Origin of the sequence: Burkholderia sp. Nafp2/4-1b (genome assembly GCF_003635165.1) — a bacterium.
Classification (GTDB): domain Bacteria; phylum Pseudomonadota; class Gammaproteobacteria; order Burkholderiales; family Burkholderiaceae; genus Burkholderia.
Window position 1 is genome coordinate 619118 of record NZ_ML058597.1, and the last position, 16782, is coordinate 635899.

The 16782-nt window shown below is 68.8% G+C and carries 11 protein-coding genes; 7 read left to right on the forward strand and 4 right to left on the reverse strand.

Going from position 1 to position 16782, the window contains the following annotated elements; genetic code table 11:
* Positions 1 to 10: 10 nt before the first annotated feature.
* The 3 genes from C7H84_RS02890 (at position 11) to C7H84_RS02900 (ending at position 8567) form a co-directional block, all read left to right on the forward strand.
* Positions 11 to 4204 carry a bifunctional nitrate reductase/sulfite reductase flavoprotein subunit alpha gene (locus C7H84_RS02890; protein WP_121857320.1) on the forward strand — a complete coding sequence of 1398 codons (4194 nt, stop codon included), beginning with the start codon at positions 11 to 13 and terminating at the stop codon, positions 4202 to 4204.
* A 491-nt stretch (positions 4205 to 4695) separates the two neighbouring features.
* Positions 4696 to 7290: a bifunctional lysylphosphatidylglycerol flippase/synthetase MprF gene (gene mprF / locus C7H84_RS02895; RefSeq protein WP_121857321.1), complete on the forward strand. Its 2595-nt coding sequence runs from the start codon at positions 4696 to 4698 to the stop codon at positions 7288 to 7290.
* On the forward strand, positions 7287 to 8567 hold the full coding sequence (locus tag C7H84_RS02900) for an AcvB/VirJ family lysyl-phosphatidylglycerol hydrolase (RefSeq protein WP_121857322.1): 1281 nt from the start codon (positions 7287 to 7289) through the stop codon (positions 8565 to 8567). Before mprF ends, C7H84_RS02900 begins: the two co-directional genes overlap by 4 nt.
* Before the next feature lie 109 nt (positions 8568 to 8676).
* Here the strand turns inward: C7H84_RS02900 and C7H84_RS02905 are convergent, their stop codons facing one another.
* Positions 8677 to 9072 (reverse strand): hypothetical protein, encoded by a 396-nt coding sequence (locus C7H84_RS02905; RefSeq protein ID WP_121857323.1) that lies wholly within the window; start codon positions 9070 to 9072, stop codon positions 8677 to 8679.
* A gap of 85 nt (positions 9073 to 9157) precedes the next feature.
* Entirely contained in the window at positions 9158 to 10594 is a 1437-nt protein-coding gene (locus C7H84_RS02910; protein WP_121857324.1) for a PLP-dependent aminotransferase family protein, read from the reverse strand.
* A gap of 371 nt (positions 10595 to 10965) precedes the next feature.
* Between C7H84_RS02910 and C7H84_RS02915 the strand changes: the two genes are divergently transcribed.
* Entirely contained in the window at positions 10966 to 12090 is a 1125-nt protein-coding gene (locus tag C7H84_RS02915; protein ID WP_121857325.1) for an extracellular solute-binding protein, read from the forward strand.
* Positions 12087 to 13859, forward strand: coding sequence for a sensor domain-containing diguanylate cyclase (locus tag C7H84_RS02920; RefSeq protein WP_121857326.1), 1773 nt, complete (start codon positions 12087 to 12089; stop codon positions 13857 to 13859). Before C7H84_RS02915 ends, C7H84_RS02920 begins: the two co-directional genes overlap by 4 nt.
* Positions 13860 to 13960: 101 nt before the next feature.
* On the opposite strand, the gene C7H84_RS02925 is transcribed toward C7H84_RS02920, so the two are convergent.
* Together C7H84_RS02925 and C7H84_RS02930 are read right to left on the reverse strand one after the other, a co-directional pair.
* On the reverse strand, positions 13961 to 14260 hold the full coding sequence (locus C7H84_RS02925; RefSeq protein WP_121857327.1) for a DUF4148 domain-containing protein: 300 nt from the start codon (positions 14258 to 14260) through the stop codon (positions 13961 to 13963).
* Between the two features lie 267 nt (positions 14261 to 14527).
* Positions 14528 to 14788 (reverse strand): hypothetical protein, encoded by a 261-nt coding sequence (locus C7H84_RS02930; RefSeq protein WP_121857328.1) that lies wholly within the window; start codon positions 14786 to 14788, stop codon positions 14528 to 14530.
* A gap of 240 nt (positions 14789 to 15028) precedes the next feature.
* On the opposite strand from C7H84_RS02930, the gene C7H84_RS02935 reads away from it, so the two are divergent.
* Both C7H84_RS02935 and C7H84_RS02940 read left to right on the forward strand, forming a co-directional pair.
* Positions 15029 to 15925 (forward strand): LysR family transcriptional regulator, encoded by an 897-nt coding sequence (locus C7H84_RS02935; RefSeq protein ID WP_121857329.1) that lies wholly within the window; start codon positions 15029 to 15031, stop codon positions 15923 to 15925.
* Positions 15926 to 16072: 147 nt separating this feature from the next.
* Positions 16073 to 16705, forward strand: a complete 633-nt coding sequence (locus C7H84_RS02940) for a LysE family translocator (RefSeq protein WP_121857330.1) — start codon at positions 16073 to 16075, stop codon at positions 16703 to 16705.
* Positions 16706 to 16782: the final 77 nt, after the last annotated feature.

Consider the following 16782-nt stretch of genomic DNA (forward strand, 5'->3'; position numbering starts at 1 on the left):
AGGAACACGCATGACCGCTACCCCCGTCAAGAGCGTGTGCCCGTACTGCGGCGTCGGCTGCGGGATGGTGCTGCACGTCGAGGACGGCGAGGTCGTCAAGGTGTCCGGCGACTCCGACCATCCGACCAACCTCGGGCGGCTGTGCACGAAGGGCTCGTCGGCGCACGTCGCGCTGCGCCGTTCCGGGCGGCTCGATCGCGCATTCGTGCGGCGCGCCAGAGAAGCGGACCTCGTGCCGCTGCCGGCACGCGACGCGATCGCCGAGAGCGCGCGGCGACTGCGCGCGGTGCTCGACGCGCACGGGCCCGACGCGCTGTCGTTCTACGTGTCGGGGCAGATGTCGATCGAGGCGCAATACCTCGTGAACAAGCTCGCGAAGGGCTTCGTCGGCACCAACAACATCGAGTCGAATTCGCGCTTGTGCATGGCGAGCGCGAGCACCGGCTACAAGCAGTCGCTCGGCGCGGACGGCCCGCCCGGGTCGTACCAGGACTTCGATCGCGCGAACTTGTTCTTCGTGATCGGCGCGAACATGGCCGACTGCCACCCGATCCTGTTCCTGCGGATGATGGATCGCGTGAAGGCCGGCGCGAAGCTGATCGTGGTCGATCCGCGCCGCACCGGCACCGCCGACAAGGCCGACCTGTTCCTGCAGATCCGGCCGGGCACCGATCTCGCGCTGACCAACGGGCTGTTGCACCTGCTGCACGCGAACGGCCGCACCGACGCCGCGTTCATCGACGCGCACACCGAAGGCTGGGACGCGATGCCGGCGTTCCTCGCCGACTACACGCCCGAGCGCGTGGCCGACATCACGGGGCTCGCGGAAGCCGACCTCCGTACGGCCGCGCAATGGATCGGCGACGCGCAGGAATGGATGAGCTGCTGGACGATGGGGCTCAACCAGAGCACGCACGGCGTGTGGAACACCAACGCGATCTGCAACCTGCATCTCGCGACGGGGAAGATCTGCCGTACCGGGAGCGGCCCGTTCTCGCTGACCGGCCAGCCGAACGCGATGGGCGGGCGCGAGATGGGGTACATGGGCGCGGGTCTGCCGGGCCAGCGCTCGGTGGCGTCCGACGACGACCGGCGCTTCGTCGAGAACCTGTGGCGCGTGCCGGCCGGCACGCTGCGCGAGGACACCGGCAACGGCACGGTCGACCTGTTCGAGCGGATGGCGGCCGGCGGCATCAAGGCGTGCTGGATCGTCTGCACCAATCCAGTCGCGACCGTGCCGAACCGGCAGAACGTGATCGCCGGGCTGCAGGCCGCGGAACTCGTGATCGCGCAGGACGCGTTCCTCGACACCGAGACCAACCGCTACGCGGACATCCTGCTGCCCGGCGCGCTGTGGGCCGAGGGCGAAGGCGTGATGACCAACTCCGAGCGCAACATGACGCTGATGCGCGCGGCGATCGCGCCGCCCGGCGATGCGCTGCCCGACTGGCGCATCATCGCGGAAGTCGCGCGCGCGATGGGCTTCGGCGCTGCGTTCGACTATGCGTCGGCGGCCGACGTGTTCGACGAGATCGTGCGCTTCTCGAATCCGGCGACCGGCTACGACCTGCGCGGCGCGAGCCACGCGGCGCTGCGCGACGGCCCGGTGCAATGGCCGGTCGCGCCGGGCACCGCGCGTGAGCGGCACCCGATCCGCTACCTGAACGACGGCGTGAGCCAGACGCCGCGCGCGGCAGCCGACGGGCATGACGCGCCGCGGCTCGCGTTCCCGACGCCGTCGGGCAAGGCGCGCTTCTTCGCGCGGCAGCACGTCGCACCGGCCGAGTTGCCCGACGACACGTTCCCGATCGTGCTGAACACCGGCCGGCTGCAGCATCAATGGCACACGATGACGAAGACGGGCAAGGTCGCGATGCTGAACAAGCTGAACCCGCGCCCGTTCGTCGAACTGCATCCGGACGACGCGAGCGCGCTCGGCATTGCGGCCAAGGACAGCGTCGAGATTCGCTCGGCGCGCGGCCGCGCGGTGCTGCCGGCCGTCGTGACCGAGCGCGTGCAGCGCGGCAACTGCTTCGCGCCGATGCACTGGAACGACGTGTACGGCGACGACCTGTGCATCAACGCGGTGACGAGCGACGCGATCGACGCGGAATCGCAGCAACCCGAACTGAAATATTGCGCGGTCGCGCTGACGCGGGTCGACACGGATGCGTTCGCGTCCGCCGACGACGCAGCCGATGCCGCGCGCTCCGACGCATCCGCTGCCGACGCGCGACCTGCGCCGGCAACGGTGCCGATCGCGGCCTCACAGGAATCCGACATGGCAGACCTCGACACTTTCGCGGCCGCGCTCGGCGTGGCCGATCTCGCGCCGCCGTCGCTTTCCGAGGCGGAGCGCCTGTACGTGGCCGGCCTCGTCAGCGGGCTGAAGGCGAGCGCCGGCCGGCGCGAAGGCGGCGTGCCGGTGCTGCCGGCCGGCGCGCCGCTCACGCCGCCGGTCCGGTTCTGGCTCGACGGGATGCTTGCGGGGCTGTTCAGCCGCTCGCTGCCCGCGCACGCAGCCCAGGGCGCCGCGCCCGCGCTGCCGGCCGAGGCCGCCGCGCCCGGCGGCGTGCGGATCGTGCGCGCGCGGCCGAAGGTCACGCTGCTGTGGGCCTCGCAGACCGGCAACATCGAATCGCTGACCGAGGACTACGCGACCCAGCTGATGAACGCGGGCTTCGACATCCGCACCGCGTGCATGTCCGACTACCCGGTCGCGTCGCTGGCCGGCGCGCAATACGTGCTGCTGATGACGAGCACGTTCGGCGACGGCGATGCGCCCGACAACGGCAGCGAGTTCTGGGATGCGCTGCAGGCAGGCAGCGCCGCGCGTCTGGAAGGCGTGCACTTCGCGGTGCTCGCGTTCGGCGACCGCAACTACGACCAGTTCTGCGGCCACGGCCGCCGGCTCGATGCGCGACTTGCGGAACTCGGCGCGGCACGCCTCTGTGCGCGCGTCGATTGCGACGTCGAATTCCAGCGCGATGCCGACCAGTGGCTCGAACGCGTGGTCGCGCGGATCAAGGAAGCCGATGCGGCGCTGCACGCGGTGCCGTCCACCGGCATGACCGCGTCGGGGCTGCTGCCGAGCAAGGCGCATCCGGCGCCGTCGAAGCTCGTCGCGAACCTGCGGCTCAACCGGCCGGGCGCCGCGAAGGACACGCGCTACGTGTCGCTGTCGACCGAGGGCGCGAACCTCGAATACGAAGCCGGCGACGCGCTCGGCGTGTGGCCGACCAACTGTCCGGAACTCGTTGACGAGTTGCTGTCGGTCACCGCGCTGAAGGCCGACACGCCGGTGTCGGTCGCGGGCATCGGCGACGTGCGGCTCGGCGATGCGCTGGCACGCCACTTCGACATCACGCGTCCGCATCCCGACACGCTGGCATTCATCGCGTCGCGCAGCGCGAACGGCGCGCTGAAGGCGCTGCTCGGCGACGAGCGCAAGGCCGACCTGAGGCAGTGGTTGTGGGGGCAACAGCTTGCGGACGTGCTGCACGAGTTTCCGGTCGAGCTGTCGGGCACGGAGCTGGTGTCGATGCTCAAGCGCATGCAGCCGCGCCTGTATTCGATCGCGTCGAGCCCGAGCGCGCATCAGGGCGAGATTCACCTGACGGTGTCGACGGTGCGCTATCACAACGGCCGGCGCGCGCGCAAAGGCGTCGCGTCGACGTTCCTCGCCGATCGTGCGGACGACGGCCGCGTGCCGGTGTTCGTGCAGAAATCCGCGCATTTCCGGCCGCCGGTGAACGGCGACGTGCCGGTCGTGATGGTCGGGCCGGGCACCGGCGTCGCGCCGTTCCGCGGCTTCCTGCACGAGCGGCAGGCGCGCGGCGCGCGCGGACGCAACTGGCTGTTCTTCGGCGAGCAGCATGCGCAGACCGATTTCTACTACGGCGACGAACTCACCGCGATGCGCGACAGCGGCTTCCTGACGCGGCTCGATCTCGCGTTCTCGCGCGACCAGGCCGACAAGATCTACGTGCAGGACCGGATGCGCGAGCAGGGCGCCGAGCTGTACAGGTGGCTGGAAGAGGGCGCGCACTTCTACGTGTGCGGCGACGCCGCGCGAATGGCGAAGGACGTCGACACCGCGCTGAAGGCGGTCGTCGCCGAGCACGGCGGCATGTCGGACGAAGCCGCAAACGACTACGTCGCGAAGCTCTCGAAGGCGCGGCGCTACATGCGCGACGTGTACTGAGTGCGTGCGGCGCGACATGAGGCGACATGACGCGACTCGTCGCGACCGCGCCCCGCTTGCCGGCCGCCGTGTCAGCCCGGCGAGCCGAACCGCCGGCGGCCCGGGCTGCCGGCATGGAGACCTGTCCCCATTCCCCGAAACCGGCGTCCGGTCGCGGTTTTGCGCTCGCGTGCGCGGGCCAGCCGGGAGGATTTTTCCCGAATCCGCAGTTCGTCATTCATCCGATGGGAAAACCGCTTCCGTTCCCGGTATGATGCGCACCTTCCGCATGATTTTGCCGGTGGCTTCGACGCGCCATTCATTCACGCGGCCTACAAAACCGCACAAAGCCAGCCTGCAAGATTTTGTAATATAAGTTCCGTATAATCGTAAGTTCTGACCCAGGCGCCGCCTGCCGCCGTTCCAGGCCGGCCGCCCACGCAGAACAACCAGATTTGTCGCCGCCCGGCCTCCCGCGCCGCGACATGCTATGCACCACCACTGAACCATCTATGTCTTCCCGCCACCCTGGTCCGCCCGGCCGTGCCGCGGCGGCGATCGCCCGTGTGTCGACGCTGATCCGCAATGAGCGCGTACTGTCGCCGCTGCTCGCGCTCGGCATCGGCCTGCTGCTGATCGTGGTTTTCCAGCACCTGTCCGAATCCGTCGACTACCGGTCGGTGATCCGCCAACTGCGCCACATGTCCGTCGGCGAATGGGGCGCGTCGCTGGCCGCGACGGCGCTCAGCTATCTCGCGCTCGTCGCGCGCGATGCGGTCGGCCTGCGCTACGTCGCCGCGAAAGTGCCGCGCGCCGCGCTGTGGACCGGCGCGATCGCCGGCTCCGCGCTCGGTAACGCGACCGGCTTCGGCGCGCTGACGGGCGGCGCGGTGCGCGCCCGCGTGTACGGCGTGTCGGGCGTCACGCCCGCGCAGATCGGCCGGATGACCGTATTCACCAGCGGCACGCTGGCGCTCGCGCTGGTGCTGATGACGGCGGTCGGCATGGTCTGCGTGCCGCAGACGCTCGCCGCGATGCTTCACGTCGCGCCCGGCGTGCTCGCGTGGAGCGGCGCCGCGCTGCTCGTCGTGCTGGCAGCGATGGTCGTGCTGTGCGGCAACACCGCGCGGCCGGTCGTCACGCGCTTCAAATGGCTTTCGTTCGACGTGCCGGCGCGGCGCGACCTCGTCGCACAGGTCGTATACGCGGTGCTCGACGTCGTGGCCGCCGGCCTGACGCTGTGGGTGCTGCTGCCGGCAGCGCCCGTCGGCTTCCCGACCTTCATCACCGTGTACGCGGCCGCGCTGCTGCTCGGGATGATCGGCCATACGCCGGGCGGGATCGGCGTGTTCGAGGCCGCGATGGTATTCACGCTCGGCCGCGAAGTGCCCGCACACGCGATGGTCGCCGCGCTGATCGCCTATCGCGCGATCTACTTCGGCGTGCCGCTCGTGCTGTCGGCAGGCCTGCTGGCCGGTTTCGAAGGGCGCGCGCTGCGCCGCCGGCTCGTGACGCGGCAGGCCGCGCGCGTGTCGCTGCTCGCGCCGCTGTTCCTGAGCCTCGTGACCTTCGCGGTCGGCGGGATGCTGGTGATCTCGAGCGCGACGCCCGCGTTCTGGCACCGGATCGCGATCCTGCGCAACATCGTGCCGCTGTGGGTGCTCGAAGGCTCGCAGGTGATCTGCAGCGTGCTCGGCGTCGCGCTGCTGTTCGTCGCGCGCGGGCTGCTGCGCCGGCTGGACGGCGCATGGTGGATGACCTTCGCGCTGACGCTCGCGAGCCTCGCGCTGTCGCTCGCGAAGGGCCTCGCGTTCGTCGAGGCCGGCGTGCTCGGCACGCTGCTGGTGCTGCTGCTCGTCAGCCGCCGCCGCTTCAACCGGCATTCGTCGCTGCTTGCCGAGCGTTTCACGGTGAGCTGGTTCGTGTCGGTGACGATGGTGCTCGTGCTCGCCGTGTGGGTGCTGTGCTTCGCGTTCCGCGACGTGCCGTACACGCGCGATCTGTGGTCGCATTTCGCGTTCGACGAGCGCGCGCCGCGCGCGCTGCGCGCGACGCTGGCGGCCGGCGTGTTCGTCGCGATGTTCGCGCTGTGGCAACTGCTGCGCCCGGCGCCCGGCCGGTTCGTGAAGCCCGTCGAGCAGGACCTGCTCGACGCGGAACAGATCATCCGCGCGCAGGAATGCAGCGACGCGGGCCTGGCGCTGATGGGCGACAAGTCGTTCCTGTTTTCCGAATCGCGCCGCGCGTTCCTGATGTACGCGAAAAACGGCCGCACGTGGGCCGCGCTGCACGACCCGGTCGGGCCGCGTGAGGAATGGCCGGCGCTGATCAGCAAGTTCATCGCGCTCGCGCACGCGCACAGCGGCCGCGCGGCGTTCTACCAGGTGCGCGCGAACGCGCTGCCGCTGTATCTCGACGCGGGGCTCACGCTGATGAAGCTCGGCGAGGAAGCGCACATCGCGCTCGACCGGTTCGACCTGAAGGGTTCCAACCGGTCGCACCTGCGCTACGCGCTGCGCCGCGGCGACAAGGACGCGCTGACAGTCGAAGTGATCGCGCCGTCCGACGTGCCGGCCGCGCTGCCCGCGCTGCGCGACATCTCGGACGGCTGGCTCGACAGCCGCGACGCGCGCGAGAAGAGCTTCTCGGTGGCCGCGTTCCACGACGGCTATCTGGCGACGCAGTCGGTGATGCTGGTGCGCCAGGCCGACAAGCCGATCGCGTTCGTCACGTTCATGACGACCGACCTCAACACCGAGGCGACCGTCGGCGTGATGCGGCATCTGCCGGAAGCGTCGCCGTATGCGATGGAGTATCTGTTTACGCAGCTCGCGCTGCATCTGAAGGAAGCGGGGTTCCGCAAGCTGAGCCTGGGCATCGCGCCGTTCTCGGGGATGGGGGCGGCGAAGATGCCGTCGCCGTTCCACCGGCTCGGCCTGATGGTCTGGCGCTTCGGCGGCCGCTTCTACAACTTCCGTGGCTTGCGTGCATTCAAGAGCAAGTTCGAGCCGCACTGGGAGCCGCGTTATCTCGCGGCCTCGGGCTCGGTCGGCGTGTTCGTCACGCTCGCGGATCTGTCCCTGCTGGCTGGAGGTCGGCGTTCATGACGTTGAAGAAGGGTATCGCGCAGGCGGCAGTCGCCTGTGCGGGAATGATGCTGGCCGGCACCGCGTTCGCGGCGCAGCCGGCGGTGGCGAAACCGGAAACCGTGTCGGGCGGCCGCTACGGCCCGGTGACGGTGACGAAACCGGGCGGGCCGCTGCGCGGCTTCGTCGTGCTGTTCTCGCGCGAACGCGGCTGGGGCGCGGCCGACCAGCAGGCCGCCGACGCACTCGCGAAGGCGGGCGCGATGACGGTCGGCGTGGATTCGGAGCGCTATGCGGCGAACCTCGCCGCGAAGCAGGAAACCTGTCACCACCTCGATGGCGACGCGGAAGCGGTCAGCCATCAGCTCGAACGCCTCGCGCAATCGGCGCGCTATTACACGCCGATCGTCGCGGGCGTGGGCCAGGGCGGCGCGATCGCGAAGCAGATCCTGTCGATGGCGCCGGAGAACACCATCGCCGGCGTCGTATCCGTCGATCCGGCGGCGAAGCTCGATGCGCGCTTCAAGCCGTGCCCGCCCGATCCGACGATCGTGCGTCGCGCGATGCCGGGCTTCGTCGAAACGGCCGCGGCCGGCGACACCGCGAAGCTCGTGTCGCTCGTCACGTCGCACCTGCATGACACCAGCAGCAGCGACGAGCTCGACGTGTCGGACCTGCCGCTCGTCGAGCTGCCGGCCAAGGGCGGCAGCGACCGCCTCGCGATCGTGATCTCGGGCGACGGCGGCTGGCGCGATCTCGACAAGACGATCGCCGAGGCGCTGCAGCGCGACGGCGTGTCGGTGGTCGGCATCGACAGCCTGCGCTACTTCTGGAGCGAGAAGCCGCCCGCACAGGTGAGCCGCGACCTGGCGCGCGTGATGCGCACGTACACGGCGCGCTGGCATGCGAACCGCGTCGCGCTGGTCGGCTACTCGTTCGGCGCCGACGTGATGCCGTTCGCGTACAACCGGCTGCCGGCCGACCTGCGCGACAAGGTGTCGGTGATGGCGCTGCTCGGCTTCGCACCGTCGGCGGATTTCCAGATCCGCGTGACGGGCTGGCTCGGGATGCCGGCGAGCGACAACGCGCTGAAGGTCGCGCCGGAAATCGCGAAGGTGCCGCCGAAACTCGTGCAGTGTTTCTACGGCGCGGAAGAGAAGGACACGATGTGTCCGGCGCTCGCGAACACCGGCGCCGACGTGATCAAGACGGGCGGTGACCACCACTTCGGTCACGACTACATCGCGCTCGAGAAGAAGATCCTCGGCGCGTTCGGCAAGCCGGTAGCGGCGCGCTGAACGCCGGCGCCCGCTTCGCGACGGGCGCGGCGCTTGCGATTCATCGGACGGGCGGCCTGCGGGCCGCCCGTTTCGTTTGGTTTCGCTTGGTTTCGCTTGGCGTGCGGGCTTACGCGCCGGCGTCGACGATCAGTGCCGGGTCGAGCGCGCGGATCCGCTGGTCGATGAAGTAGCCGCCGCCTTCCTGGTAGCGCAGGAACAGACGGCCGCACGACACGCAGCGGCCGACATTGCAGCGGTTGTACGGGAAATGGCGCGGCGCGATCGGCGCGTCGTCGGACCAGTAGCGCGTGCCGGCCGGATGGTATTCGTCGTAGGTCGGTTCGGGGTCGTCCGGCGGCGCGAGCGTCGCCACTTCGACGAGCTGCGGGTCCTGCAGCGACAGCGGCAGGCTGGTCCAGCCGGCCAGCGGCGTCTTCGTGCAGGTGCAGGATTGCGTGATGCCGGCCGCTTCGGCGGTGAGCTTCAGCAGCGCGGCGTGATCGAGGAAGGGCAATGCGCTCATGAGACGGGAATCGGACGAAGGAGCGAACGGGCTTGCACTGTAACCCGCGCGCGCGTCGGCTGCACGGCGGCGGCTCGCACGCGGCTCAACCGGCCTTGCGTACGGCCGGCTCGGCGACCAGTTCGCCGAGCACGCGGATCGCGCGTTCGATGTCGCGGCTCCATGGATGGCCGAAGTTCACGCGCACGCAGCGTTCGAAGCCGTGCGCGGCCGAGAACAGCGGCCCGGGCGCGAAGCTGATGCCGCGCGCGATCGCCTGGCGGTGCAGTTCCATCGCGTCGATCGCATCGGGAAACGCCAGCCACAGGAAATACCCGCCGTCCGGCCGCACCCACTCGACACCGGCCGGCAGCCAGCGCCGCAGCGCGTCGTCCATGCGGGCGAGCTGCGACTGCAGTGCGCCGCGCAACTTGCGCAGGTGACGGTCGTAGCCGCCGTGTTCGAGATAGTTCGCGATGCCGGCCTGCGCGGGAACGCTCGCGGACAGCGTGGTCATCAGCTTGAGCCGCTGCACCTTCTCGGCGAACCGGCCGGCGGCGACCCAACCGATCCGGTAGCCGGGCGCGAGCGTCTTCGAGAACGAACTGCAGTGCATCACGAGACCGTGCCGGTCGAATGCGCGCGCGGGCAGCGGGTAGTCGGGGCCGAAATGCAGCTCGCCGTACACGTCGTCCTCGATCAGCGGCACGTCGCGCGCGGCGAGCAGCTCCACCAGCGCGCGCTTCTTGTCGAGCGACAGCGTGACGCCGGTCGGATTCTGGAAATTGGTCATGAACCAGCACGCGCGGATGTCGTGCCGCTCGAGCGCGTTCGCGAGCGCCTCGAGATCGAGGCCCGTGCGCGGATCGACGGGAATCTCGACCGCCCGCAGGTCGAGCCGCTCGATCGCCTGCAGCGCCGCGTAGAAGCCGGGCGATTCGACCGCGACCACGTCGCCGGGCCGCGTGACCGCCATCAGGCACAGGTTGAGCGCTTCGAGCGCGCCGTTCGTGACGACGATCTCGTCGACGGGCTGCGCGACGCCGGTCGCGAGATAGCGCCGCGCGATCTGCTGGCGCAGCGCCTCGTTGCCGGGCGGCAGGTCGACGACCGTGCTCCACGGGCTGACGAGTCGCGTCGCCTGCGCGAGCGACTTCGCGAGCCGCGGCAGCGGAAACAGTTGCGGCGCCGGGAACGCGGAACCGAGCGGCACGATGCCGGGCTGTGTCGCGGCGTCGAGCACCGAGAACACGAGATCGCTGATGTCGACCTTGCGGGTGGGGCCGACACGGCTCGCGCGGCGTGTCGCGGGCGTGGCCGTCGCCGCCGGGGCCGCCCCCGGTGCGACGTAATAGCCGGAACGCTCGCGTGCGCGTAGCAACCCCCACTGTTCGAGCAGGTAGTACGCGCGAAATACCGTCGACTGGCTCACGCCGTGCTGCGCGATGATCTGCCGCAGCGACGGCAGGCGTGTGCCGACCGCGAGGTTGCCGTTGCGGATTTCGTCGGCGATCGTATGGGCGAGGGTCTCGTAGCGTTTCATCGGCGCGGGTGAACACGTTGCCGCCACGCGTAGGGCCGATGCGGCGCCGCGCGGGCGGGCGCGGCTCATTGTCCGACGCGGGGCCGGAAAAGGAAAGCACGACGGATCTTCACGCCAATCATGTCGCGCGATGCAAACCGTGCGCGCGATGCCACGCGTGCACATCCGTCGCGCGACCGCTTTCAACTGATCATTCTCCGTTCGTGCCGCGGTGTTCGTGTGCGTGCGACGACACGCAATCGAATGCGCGCACACGTGTCGCGTGGAGCATTCCGCGAACCCGGTGTGCGTGCGGCTTGTTCCAATTGCGCGGCGAAATTTTTTATGGTCTTGTTGCACGTTCAAGCATCGACTCGAAAAAGGACAGTCGAATGCATACGGGGAATTCGGGCGGGGACCGATTGTTCAGTGGAATCGGCGCGTATCGACGTGCACGCCGAGCCGTATGCCGACTGTTCGTCATCTTGACGCTCGGCTTGCCGAGCCTGTCGGCGTGTGCCGCTTCTCCCGAGACTGCCGGCGACAGCGTGCTGCGTATCCTCGCGTGGCCGGGCTATGCGGACAACGACGTCGTCAACGCATTTGAGACGCAATTTCATGTGCGCGTCGAAGTGACCTTCGTCGATTCCGACGAAGCGTTATGGGCGCGGATGCACAGCGCTTCGCCGCCGCCGTATGACGTGCTCGCGGCCAACACGGCGGAGATCCAGCGCTATGCACGCGACAGTCTGCTCACGCCGATCGATCTGTCGCGGATCCCGAACCGGCGGCGGCAACTGCCGAACTTCCAGCAACTCGCGACCATCGGCGGGCTCGTGCACGACGGCGCCACCTACGCGATTCCGTTCACGTATTCGTCGATGGGCCTGATCTACGATCGCTCGCAGGTGCCGGCCGCGCCGCACTCGATGCTCGAACTCTGGAATCCGCGCTACCGCGGCAAGGTGCTCGACTTCAACAGTGCGCAGCATAACTTTTCGTTCACCGCGCTCGCGCTCGGCTACCCCGATCCGTTCCGCCTGTCGCCCGCGCAGACGCTTGCCGTCGCGCACAAGCTGATCGACCTGCGACGCAACCTGCTCACGTATTACACGCTCCCGGAAGAAGCGACCGCGCTGTTCGTCCAGCACCGCGCCGCGCTGATGTTCGGCAACTACGGCACGCAGCAGGTCGAACAATTGCGTCGTGCCGGTGCGGACGTCGGCTACGTGATTCCGGACGAAGGCGCGCTCGCGTGGCTCGACTGCTGGGGCGTCACGCGCGGCACCGAACATCGCGAACTCGCGTTCGCGTGGATCAACTACATGCTCGAACCGGCGATCGGCGCGCTGCTGACCGAACGCCAGGGGCTCGCGAACACGCTCGAAGCGCCGCGCGGCCTCGAGGCCGGCCATCAGCACCTCGTGTGGATCCAGCCGGTCGAGGACATCGCGCGGCGCGAGTCGCTGTGGAGCCGCATCGTGTCGGGCGACCGGCCGGAGCGATTCGAAAAATGATCAGGCTCGGGCTCACGTCGAAGTTGTCCGTGCTGTTTGCCTGCATCGGCGTGATCGCATCCGGCTCGACCGGCTACTACACGTATCGCGCGAACCGGACGATGCTCGCGCAGGAGGCGCAGCACAGCCTGCTGATGTCGACGCACTTGCTCGGCCAGCGTTTCACGACCGCGCTGGCGGACGTGGCCGACGATGCGCTCGTGCTCGCGCAGTTGCCGTCGTCGTCGCTCGTCGCGGGCAGCGACGACATCGATCGCCCGACGCGCACGCGGCTCGAGCAGGTGTATTACAGCTTCATGCGCAATCACCCCGAGTACCTGCAGATCCGGCTGATCGCAAGCGACCATTTCGGGCTCGAACGGATCCGTGTCGATCGCGACTCGCGCGGCATCGTCGTGCTGCCGGAGCAGGCGTTCCAGGAGAAAGGGCAGTTTTCCTACGTATTCGATACGCTCGCGACGGCACCCGGTCACATCTACCTGTCGCCGATCGCGATCAATCACGAGACGGGTTCGCATGCGGCCGAAGGAGTGCCGATCCTGCGTGTGGGCACGCCGGTCGTCGACATGGGCGGCCAGGTCGTCGGCGCGCTGATCGTCGACGTCGAGCTGTCGCGCGTGTTCGACCGTCTCGAGCGCGATCTGCCGCCCGACTACGCGGTGTTCCTCGCGAACGAGTGGGGCGATTTTCTCGTGCATCCCGATCCTTCGCAGACGTTCGGCTTCGATCGCGGGCGGCGCGTGCTGATGCAGGACAGCTTTCCCGACACGCGGCTGCTGTTCGTCGGCACGCGCACGAACGTGACGATCAACGGTCCCGTGCTGCTCGACGATGTGCCCGCCCAGATGTTCGCGTTCGTGCGCACGCCGTTCGGCAATCACGAGGGCAACCGCTTCGTCGTGCTCGGCATGGCGCGGCCGCTCGCGGACGTGCTGACGCCGGCCGGCGTGCTCGGTGGGCGGATCATCCGGATGGTGTTCCTGATGAGCCTGGCGGCGGTGATTCTCGCGATCCTGTTTGCACGCGCGATCACGCGGCCGTTGCAGATGCTCGCGAGCGCCGCGACCCACGTGTTCGACGATCCGGCCGCCGAACGGCTGCCGGTCGCGCGGGCCGACGAGATCGGCGTGCTGGCGCGCTGCTTCGACAGCATGCGCGTCGAGATTCGCACGCAGGTCGCAATGCTGCGCGCGAAGCAGCTGGAACTCGCGCACCTCGCCGGTCACGACCCGCTCACCGGGCTGCCGAACCGCCTGTTGTTCATGGAGCATCTCGATGCCGCGATCCGGCATGCGGCCGCGGTGCACGAGGGGCTCGCGGTGATGTTCGTCGATCTCGACCGCTTCAAGCAGATCAACGACCAGCACGGGCACGCGGCCGGCGACCGCACGCTCGTCGCGGTCGCGAAACGGCTGAGCCTCGTGCTGCGCGGCGGCGACATGGCGGCCCGGCTCGGCGGCGACGAATTCATCGTGCTGATCGCGGACGTGCGATCGCCGGCGGTGATCGGCGATATCGCGTCGCGCATCCAGATCGTGATGGCCGAGGAACTCGAGTTCGGCGACCGGCAACTGGCCGTCGGTGCGAGCATCGGCGTCAGCGAATATCCGGCCGACGGCGCGTCGGCCGAGGAATTGCTGGTGAAGGCCGACGCGGCGATGTATGCGGCGAAGGCGTCCGCGCAGTGCGCGTGCGTGCGTTACCAGGAACTGCTGGGCGGTGGCATCGGCGATGCCCCGGGCCGGCTGGCGGCGGCCGGCGATCGATGACGATCCATCGCTGATGCCGGCGCCGGAAACGCGACGAGCCCGTCGCGGGACGGGCTCGTCGCAATCTGCACGGACTGCGCGCGACGCGCGCAGCGCCGGGCTCAGTGGCCGAAATAGACCGAGTCGCGAGCGTTCCGCACCTTGACCGCCGGCGCGCCGCCCTGGACGACCGGGGCCGGCTGTGCGCCGTAGCCGCTCGCGTCACCGGCGTGCACGCGCTCCTGCGCGGCCTGGATGTCGGCCGGGTAGTACGGACTCGACTGGCTCGGGGTGTAGCCGGCCTTTTCGAGCTGGACGAGTTCGTTGCGCACTTGGGCGCGGGTCACGGTGCTTTGGGCGAATGCGCCGAACGAAGCGGACAGGGCGACAGCGGCGACGACTGCGGAAACGAGCGATTTCATGATGACCTCCGATGTTCTATTGACTTCGCCGGCGACACCATGTCGTGAGCGATTGATCACATCGTAGGCTTCGGTGAGCCTAGGGTAAACGTGGATTCGAGCGAAAGATTATTGCGGCTGGGGTAATAATTTCGACGCAAAACGGATCCGTCCCCATTCGGCGTTGCATGAGCTGTAACTGGACGACGGGAGGGAACGGCGGTGCGGCGCGCACCAGCGAACGGCCGGCGGCGGCCGGGACCTACGGCGGGTTGGGGCGTGGCAGGATCAGACGCCGTCGGCGTCATCGATCTCCTTGCGCTCGCGGCGTTCCTCGTTGCCGCGGCGCGCCCGCAGGCGCTGGCGCGACAGGACCGCGATCACCTGCTGGGTCGGCGCGCCGGAAGGCAGTTCGTTGCGGATGCGATCGGGCACCATCGGCAGGCCCGCGCGCTGCCGGCGCAGTGCCTTCGAGATGGCCCGGCGGCACTCGTCCCCGTGGCAATCCCATTCATCGCGGATTCTCTGGCAATAGCGGCATTGTTCCATCGAAACAGTCTAACGCGTCTTGCGGATCGCGGCAGAGCGCGCGGGCGGACGGGGCCGAACCGGGTTGGCGGAATTTTCCGCGATCGTTTCGAACGGTCGTGAATTGCGTGCCGGGCATCGCGTCGGTCCGGATCGTCCCGGATGCCGTGCGCGGTCGAGCGTCGCTCGCTGGCTTGAAGATCATTCATGTCGCTTCGCTCTATCATGTGCGAAATACATGGATCTCAACAAGGAGGCGAGATGACGCTTGCGCAGTTGCAGGCCCTGGCGGCCGTCGTCGAGCTCGGCTCGTTGACGGCCGCGGCCGACCGGCTCAGCCGCAGCCAATCCGCGATCAGCCACGCGTTGACCGAACTGGAGGACCTCACCGGCGTCAAGCTGCTGTTGCGCGACCGCCAGCCGGTCGTCCTGACCGCGGACGGCGAACGCCTGTGGCCGTACGTGCAGAACGTCGTCCGGGAAGCGCAGACGCTGCGCCAGCAATTCAGCCTGTCGCGCGGCAAGCTCGAAGGGCGGCTGGTGGTGGCGTCGCTGCCCAGCGTCTCGCTGGCGTTCGTCGTGCCCGCGCTCGAGGCGTTGAAAGCGGCGCACGACGGCGTGACGGCGGTGCTGCTCGAAGGCACCGACGCGGAAGTCGAAGGATGGCTCGAGGACGGCACCGCCGACGTCGGCGTGGTCGCCGGCACGAAGACCTTCGCGCACCATCTGCCGTTGCTCGACGAGGATTTCGTCGCGGTGGCGGCCGACGGGATGTTCGACGGCCGCAAGAGCGTGTCGGCGAAGCTGTTGTCCGCGATGCCGTTCATTTTCTCGAAGGCGGGGTGCGGGCCCGTCATCGCGGACTACTTCGCGCGCAACGGTGCGTCGCTGCGCGCCGCATTCAACGTGGTCGAGATGCGCACCATCCTGGCGATGGCCGAGGCGGGGATGGGCGTATCGATCGTCCCGCGCATCACGCTCAGCTACACGCGATTCGGCGGGCGCGTGCTGGAGTTGTCGCCGAGGCTGCATCGTTCCGTGCGGCTGTCGTGGAACGCGAGCGGCAACGCGGTGGCCGACGCATTCGTGAACCTGGTCGATGCGCAACGCGCGAAGGCCGGAAGGTCGCTTCAGGCGCGGGCGAAAAAGCGCAAGTAGCGCGTCGGCGGCGCAACGACGCGACACCGCGATGATGTGATGAAGCGCGCGCATGGGCCACTTGCAGTTTATTCATGCTGATGGCCGTCGACATGCAATACATTGGTCGACACTTGCCCTGACCTCATCGCCCTGAAGGAGACCGCCGTGCCGGCCATGCCTACCCTGATCGCTTTCGGACTCGTGTCGCTCGGCATGGTGCTGACGCCCGGTCCCAACATGATCTACCTGGTTTCCCGCTCGATCTGCCAGGGTCGCCGCGCGGGGCTGGTGTCGCTCGGCGGCGTCGCGCTGGGCTTCGTGTTCTACATGTTCTGCGCGGCATTCGGCATCACCGCGCTGGTGCTGACCGTGCCGTACGCGTACGACGCGCTGCGTTTCGCCGGCGCGCTGTACCTGCTGTATCTCGCGTGGCAGGCGCTCAAGCCGGGCGGGCGCTCGGCGTTCCAGGTCCGGCAATTGCCCCACGACAGCGGCGCGAAGCTTTTCACGATGGGCTTCGTCACGAACCTCGCGAATCCGAAGATCGCGGTGATGTACCTGTCGCTGCTGCCGCAATTCATTGCGCCGGGGCACGGCAGCGTGCTTGCGCAGTCGCTGGCGCTGGGCTGCGTGCAGATCGCGGTGAGCGTATGCGTCAACGCGTTGATCGCGAGCATGGCCGGCTCGATCGCGGGGTTTCTCGCCGAGCGGCCGGCGTGGGCGCGGGTGCAGCGCTGGGTAATGGGGACGGTGCTGGCCGGACTGGCCGTGCGTATCGCGCTCGAATCGCGCAGCTAGACCGCGACGCGTATCGCGTGCGTCGTGCCCGTCGTCGTTCAGCGTGAATCACTACCGGCCGCCCGCGGCGCAATCGG

What these genes read in the sequence shown, in the direction of transcription:
- C7H84_RS02935 (WP_121857329.1), top strand. Translation starts at nt 15,029, where the DNA reads ATGACGCTTGCGCAGTTGCAGGCCCTGGCGGCCGTCGTCGAGCTCGGC.
- mprF (WP_121857321.1), top strand. Translation starts at nt 4,696, where the DNA reads ATGTCTTCCCGCCACCCTGGTCCGCCCGGCCGTGCCGCGGCGGCGATC.
- C7H84_RS02910 (WP_121857324.1), bottom strand. Translation starts at nt 10,594, where the DNA reads ATGAAACGCTACGAGACCCTCGCCCATACGATCGCCGACGAAATCCGC.
- C7H84_RS02925 (WP_121857327.1), bottom strand. Translation starts at nt 14,260, where the DNA reads ATGAAATCGCTCGTTTCCGCAGTCGTCGCCGCTGTCGCCCTGTCCGCT.
- C7H84_RS02920 (WP_121857326.1), top strand. Translation starts at nt 12,087, where the DNA reads ATGATCAGGCTCGGGCTCACGTCGAAGTTGTCCGTGCTGTTTGCCTGC.
- C7H84_RS02930 (WP_121857328.1), bottom strand. Translation starts at nt 14,788, where the DNA reads ATGGAACAATGCCGCTATTGCCAGAGAATCCGCGATGAATGGGATTGC.
- C7H84_RS02905 (WP_121857323.1), bottom strand. Translation starts at nt 9,072, where the DNA reads ATGAGCGCATTGCCCTTCCTCGATCACGCCGCGCTGCTGAAGCTCACC.
- C7H84_RS02900 (WP_121857322.1), top strand. Translation starts at nt 7,287, where the DNA reads ATGACGTTGAAGAAGGGTATCGCGCAGGCGGCAGTCGCCTGTGCGGGA.
- C7H84_RS02915 (WP_121857325.1), top strand. Translation starts at nt 10,966, where the DNA reads ATGCATACGGGGAATTCGGGCGGGGACCGATTGTTCAGTGGAATCGGC.
- C7H84_RS02890 (WP_121857320.1), top strand. Translation starts at nt 11, where the DNA reads ATGACCGCTACCCCCGTCAAGAGCGTGTGCCCGTACTGCGGCGTCGGC.